At 61.7% G+C, this 3,060-nt stretch carries 4 protein-coding genes; all 4 read left to right on the forward strand.

Annotated features, from left to right (window positions below; genetic code table 11):
- On the forward strand, positions 1 to 370 hold a 370-nt coding region (locus tag BGIM_RS67695), incomplete at its 5' end, for a phage minor head protein (RefSeq protein WP_040892312.1).
- A 22-nt stretch (positions 371 to 392) separates the two neighbouring features.
- The gene (locus tag BGIM_RS56185) at positions 393 to 1,202 is read left to right on the forward strand and encodes an HK97 family phage prohead protease (RefSeq protein ID WP_020476261.1); all 810 of its coding nucleotides are present in this window, start codon (positions 393 to 395) and stop codon (positions 1,200 to 1,202) included.
- A gap of 9 nt (positions 1,203 to 1,211) precedes the next feature.
- The gene (locus BGIM_RS0145685) at positions 1,212 to 2,531 is read left to right on the forward strand and encodes a phage major capsid protein (RefSeq protein ID WP_020476262.1); all 1,320 of its coding nucleotides are present in this window, start codon (positions 1,212 to 1,214) and stop codon (positions 2,529 to 2,531) included.
- A 62-nt stretch (positions 2,532 to 2,593) separates the two neighbouring features.
- Positions 2,594 to 3,058, forward strand: a complete 465-nt coding sequence (locus BGIM_RS0145690) for a hypothetical protein (RefSeq protein ID WP_020476263.1) — start codon at positions 2,594 to 2,596, stop codon at positions 3,056 to 3,058.
- Positions 3,059 to 3,060: the final 2 nt, after the last annotated feature.

Below are 3,060 nucleotides of genomic sequence, written 5' to 3' on the forward strand. Positions count from 1 at the left end.
CGACGGCCTCCGTGACGGGGACGGCGTGGCCGCCATCGCCAAAAACATCCGCTCAGTCAGCCAACTGACTCCCTACCGCGCCGCCCTCGTCGCCCGCACGGAAACCCACGCCGCCGCCACTTATGGAAGCGTCGAGAGCGTCCGGTCGGCCGAACGCGACCTGGGCGTGACCATGCTCAAGGAATGGCTGCCGACGCTCGACGACCGCACCCGACCCGCCCACGCGGCAATGGCGGGAAGCGAGGCAATCCCGCTGGATGAAAAGTTCATCGTGGACGGGGAGATGATGGACCGCCCCGGCGACCCGTCGGCCAGCCCGGCGAATCTCTGTAACTGCCGCTGCGGACTCATTTATTCCGAAGCCAATTAACCGAATCAAGGAAGGTTCGCCCATGAAACTGCAACACAAAACCTTTCTGTTGCGAGACATCGAAGTCAAAGAGGACGGGGAAACCCGCACCATCGAGGGCTACGGCTCGACCTTCGGCAACGAGGACAGCTACGGCGACGTGGTCATGCCCGGCGCCTTCACCAAGTCCCTGCTCGCCCGCAAGCCCGCCATGCTCTGGCAGCACAACAGCGACCAGCCCATCGGCGTCTGGGATCAGGTGATGGAGACCCCACAAGGGTTGCTGCTCAAAGGCCGTGTCTTTGCCACCCAATGCGGCAACGACGCCTACACCCTCGCCAAGGGCGGGGCCATCACGGGTTTGTCCATCGGCTTTTCCACCAAGAAATCGGAGATGGACACCCAACAGAACATCCGTCGTCTGCAGGAGGTTGATCTTTACGAAGTGTCACTGGTCACGTTCCCGGCCAACACCAAGGCCACCGTTACCGGCGTGAAGTCCGCGTCTGATGACATCGACGCCGCCGTCGCCCTGCTCGAACAGGCCGCCAACGTCTGCCAGACATCAGTCGATGTCGGTGTTCCGATTGCCCCCGACATGGCGGCGGGCGTCCTGCAAATGCTCCAGGCCGCCGTCGGATTGCTGGATGCCCCGGAAGAAGACACCCAGGACAAAAGCGCCCTCCCGATGACGGAGCGGCAGCTTGAAAAACACTTGCGGGACGCAAGTTTCAGCCAGCGCGAGGCGAAAGCCATCATCGCGGAAGGCTACAAAGCGTTGACGAAACACCGGGACGGTGAGTCCGAATCGCTCAATCAACTCACCCATCTGTTCAACCAATTCAAAGCATAGGCAATTCATATGACCGCAGAACTGACCAAATCCGTTGAAACCGCCCTGTCGGCGTTCAACGAGTACAAGGGCCTGGTGGAAGGCATCAAAACCAAGCAGAACACCATCGAGGGCAAGGTCGACGCGATTGACCTGTCCAAGTTCGACAAACTCGAAAAAGCGATGGGTGACGCCATCGACCTGAGCCAGAAGGCCCAAGCCCAGGCCAAGGCCGCCGAAGATCAACAGAAGAGCCTGGAGGCGAACTACAAACTGCTGGAGGCCGAACTGTCCGGCGTGAAAACCGCGTTGAACCGCGTTCCAGCCGGCTCGTCCGAAGACAAGGGCAAGGAGGCGTCGGAGAAGCGTAACAAGCTGTTCAACGAGTTCTCCCGCACCGGCAGCGAGAACCGCGAGAGCTTCCGCGAGTACCTGGAAAAGCGCGCCGTCGCCGACCCGGAAATCAAGGCCCTGTCGGTCAACAGCGACGTGTCCGGAGGCTACCTGACCATGCCGGAGATGGGCGGCGTCATCCAGACCCGCGTGTTCGAGTCCTCTCCCATGCGCCAGCTCGCCACCGTGACCTCCATCGGCAGCGACACCTACGAGGTGATCCTGGACAACGACGAGGCCTCCAGCGGTTGGGTGGGTGAAACGACGGCCCGCACGACCACGGGAACGCCGACGGTTGGCAAGCTGACGATCTACGTCAACGAACTGTACGCCAACCCCAAGGCCACCCAGAAGATCCTTGATGACGCGGGCATCGACATGGAAGCCTGGCTGGCCCAGAAGGTGTCGGACAAGTTCGCCCGAGACGAGGCCACGGCCTTCGTGTCGGGCAACGGCGTCAACAAGCCCAAGGGCATCCTGAGCTATGACGCCGGCACCACCCTGGCCTCACAGCAAATCCGTCAGGTCAACACCGGCTCGGCCAGCACCTTCCTCTACGACGGCTTGGTGGACCTCCAGAACGCCCTGAAGGAACCGTACCAGACCAACGCCGTGTTCCTGATCCAGCGCGCCAGCAACTCGTTCCTGATGAAGATCAAGGACGGCGAGGGCCACCCGATCTTCAACATGACGTTCGACAAGAACCTGGGCGTGCAGCCGACGATCATGGGCAAGCCCGTGTGGTTCGCCGCCGACATGCCTGCCGTGACGACCAACGCTTTGGCGATGGTTTACGGCGACATCCGGGCGGCCTACCAGATCGTGGACCGTTCCGGCATCCGCGTGCTGCGCGACCCCTACACCGACAAGCCGAACATCGGCTTCTATACGACCAAGCGAGTCGGGGGTGGCGTCGTCAATTTCGAGGCCGCGATCATCGGAAAAATCTCGACCTAACAAACGCTCAACGGGCCGGATGGTAACATCCGGCCGCATTTCTCCAACGAAAGGATTTCACCATGACCAACCATACTTCCCTTTATGCCAACATCGCGGTCAGCACGCTTCTCGTGCCGCTGATCCGCACGTCCGACACCGTCCCGGCCGACGGTCAGGGCCTTGACCTTCAGAACTGCGACGACGCGGCCCTGATCTTCGTGATCGGCGCCAACGGCGACACCTATTCCGGCACGGACAAGCTGGAACTGGAGGTGCAGGAGGCCGACACCGACGTCGATGCCAGCTACTCGGCTGTCGCCAACGCCGACCTGACCAACTACGTCACCGGCACCAATGTCGGCACGGTGAAGGCCATCATCGCCAACACTGACTGCTCGCAGTCCTACTACGTCGGCTATCGCGGCTCGAAGCGGTTCATCCGCGGCAAGCTGAACTTCTCGGGGACGCATTCCACAGGGACGTCCACCGCGATTCTCGGACTGCGCGGACGCAACCGCGCCCAGCCCGCCAACGCCTACACCTAAGC

Source organism: Zavarzinella formosa DSM 19928 (assembly GCF_000255705.1).
In the GTDB taxonomy this organism is placed as follows: Bacteria; Planctomycetota; Planctomycetia; order Gemmatales; family Gemmataceae; genus Zavarzinella; species Zavarzinella formosa.

Coding starts and splice junctions, on each gene's coding strand:
- BGIM_RS0145685 (WP_020476262.1), top strand. CDS start 1,212: ATGACCGCAGAACTGACCAAATCCGTTGAAACCGCCCTGTCGGCGTTC.
- BGIM_RS0145690 (WP_020476263.1), top strand. CDS start 2,594: ATGACCAACCATACTTCCCTTTATGCCAACATCGCGGTCAGCACGCTT.
- BGIM_RS56185 (WP_020476261.1), top strand. CDS start 393: ATGAAACTGCAACACAAAACCTTTCTGTTGCGAGACATCGAAGTCAAA.